The following is a 2,665-nucleotide window of genomic DNA, read 5'->3' on the forward strand; positions in this document are numbered from 1 at the left end:
GTCCCACGCAGTGGGGCGCAAGGCGCCGAAACGAGCGATACCGGGGTTGTCTCGTGAGTTTCGGCGCCGCCGCGAGCCGCTGTGTGGGGCGTCGCGCAGTAGGTCAGGGCTTCTTAGACACGTTCTCACTCCGCGACGGGTCTGAGGTGAACCACGTCACCTGCTCCCACGGCTCGGACACCGACATCGGTCTCGACCAGCAGTCGGCCGGTGGCGTCGATGTCCAGCGCCAGGCCCTCCAGCGCGCCGCCGCCCGGCAGCTCGGCGCGGACCCGGCGGCCCAGCGTCACGCTCAGCTCGCGGTACGCCGCTCGGGCGCTGTCGGGGTCGGCGACCCAGTCCGCGTAGTGCTCGGACAGGCTTCGCAGCAGGCCGATCAGCACGGCCGTGCGGTCCACCGGCCCGCCCCGCTCGATCTCCAGCGAGGTGGCCGTGCCGGTGGGCAGCTCGGCGGCGGTCAGCGAGGTGTTGAGGCCGATCCCGACGATGGCGGCCGGCCCTGCTCCGAGCGAGGGGGCGGTCTCCACGCGCTCGACCAGGATGCCGCAGACCTTCCGCTCATCCCCCTCCCGGGACCGGATCAGCACGTCGTTGGGCCACTTGACCCCGGCGTCGTACCCCTCCTCTCGGAGCGCGCTGCTGACCGCCAGCCCGGTCAGCAGCGGCAGCCAGGGCCAGCGCCGGGCCTCGACCTCGGGGCGCAGCAGCACCGAGAAGGTCAGCGCGGAGCGGGCCGGGGTCTCCCAGCTGCGGTCGAGGCGCCCCCGGCCGGCGGTCTGGTGCTCGGTCACGACGACCAGCCCGTGCGGAGCGCCCGCGCGCGCCCGCTCGGCGACGACGGCGTTGGTGGAGGGGGTCTCGGGGATGACCTCCACCACCCAGTCGGCACTCGGCCCGATTGCCGGTCTAGTGGTGATCCTCACAGGATCGAGTGGCTCCCGCCCATACGTGTCGCGCGTCACGGGGACTAGGGTGCCAGGTTGTGAGTGCACAGCCTGACGAGCCCCGCATCGATCTCCACACCACGGCCGGCAAGCTGGCCGACCTGGAGCGCCGCATCGACGAGGCGGTCCATGCCGGCTCCGCCAAGGCGGTCGAGAAGCAGCATGCCAAGGGCAGGAAGACGGCCCGCGAGCGGATCGAGCTGCTCTTCGACGAGGGCTCCTTCGTCGAGCTCGACGAGCTGGCCCGGCACCGCTCGACCAACTTCGGGCTGGAGAGGACCAGGCCGTACGGCGACGGCGTCATCACCGGCTATGGCACCATCGACGGCCGCCAGGTGTGCGTGTTCTCCCAGGACTTCACCGTCTTCGGCGGCTCGCTGGGCGAGGTCTACGGCGAGAAGATCACCAAGGTCATGGACCTGGCCATCAAGACCGGCTCGCCGATCATCGGCATCAACGAGGGTGCCGGCGCCCGGATCCAGGAGGGCGTGGTCTCCCTCGGCCTCTACGGCGAGATCTTCCGCCGCAATGTGCACGCCTCCGGCGTCATCCCGCAGATCAGCCTGATCATGGGCAACTGCGCCGGCGGCCACGTCTACTCCCCCGCCGTCACCGACTTCACCGTCATGGTCGACGGCACCTCGGGGATGTTCATCACCGGCCCTGACGTGATCAAGACCGTCACCGGCGAGGACGTCACCATGGAGGAGCTCGGCGGCGCCCGCACCCACAACACCAAGTCGGGCAACGCCCACTACATGGGTGCCGACGAGGAGGACGCCATCGAGTACGTCAAGGCGCTGCTCTCCTACCTGCCGCAGAACAACCTCGACGAGCCGCCGTCGTACACCGTGACGGCGGACCTGGAGGTCACCGACGAGGACCGGGCGCTGGACACCATCATCCCGGACTCGCCGAACCAGCCCTACGACATGCACGACGTGATCGGCACGGTGCTCGACGACGGCGAGTTCCTCGAGGTGCAGCCGCTGTTCGCGCCCAATATCATCGTCGGCTTCGGCCGGGTCGAGGGCCGCAGCGTCGGCATCGTGGCCAACCAGCCGATGCAGTTCGCCGGCACGCTGGACATCGACGCCTCGGAGAAGGCCGCCCGGTTCGTGCGCACCTGCGACGCGTTCAACGTCCCGGTCATCACCTTCGTGGACGTGCCCGGCTTCCTGCCCGGCACCGACCAGGAGTGGAACGGCATCATCCGCCGCGGCGCCAAGCTGATCTACGCCTACGCCGAGGCCACCGTCCCGCTCGTCACCATCATCACCCGCAAGGCCTACGGCGGCGCGTACGACGTGATGGGCTCCAAGCACCTCGGTGCCGACGTCAACCTCTCCTGGCCGACCGGGCAGATCGCCGTCATGGGCGCCCAGGGGGCGGCGAATATCGTCTACCGGCGCGAGCTCGCCTCGATCGCCGAGTCGGGCGGCTCCCCCGAACAGGTCGAGGCCCGCCGGGCCGAGCTCATCGACGAGTACGAGACCACGCTCGCCAACCCCTATATCGCCGCCGAGCGGGGCTATGTCGACGCCGTCATCGCCCCCCACGAGACCCGGGCCGAGATCGTCCGGGCGCTGCGGCTGCTGAAGACCAAGCGGGAGACGCTGCCGCCCAAGAAGCACGGGAACATCCCGCTCTGAGCGAAGCTCAGAATCCGGTGAGCGGTCGCAAACTGACACGGAGCGCAGGCGCGGAGTGTCAGTTTGCGA

At 69.8% G+C, this 2,665-nt stretch carries 2 protein-coding genes; one reads left to right on the forward strand and one right to left on the reverse strand.

The window, feature by feature from the left end:
- Positions 1–125 precede the first annotated feature (125 nt).
- Positions 126–923 carry a biotin--[acetyl-CoA-carboxylase] ligase gene (locus tag QM595_RS04490; RefSeq protein ID WP_415170330.1) on the reverse strand — a complete coding sequence of 266 codons (798 nt, stop codon included), beginning with the start codon at positions 921–923 and terminating at the stop codon, positions 126–128.
- 59 nt (positions 924–982) lie between these two features.
- Here QM595_RS04490 and QM595_RS04495 point away from each other — a divergent pair, with 59 nt between their 5' ends.
- Entirely contained in the window at positions 983–2,596 is a 1,614-nt protein-coding gene (locus tag QM595_RS04495; RefSeq protein WP_415170331.1) for an acyl-CoA carboxylase subunit beta, read from the forward strand.
- Positions 2,597–2,665 lie beyond the last annotated feature (69 nt).

This window comes from Nocardioides sp. (genome assembly GCF_047607185.1).
GTDB lineage: Bacteria > Actinomycetota > Actinomycetes > Propionibacteriales > Nocardioidaceae > Nocardioides.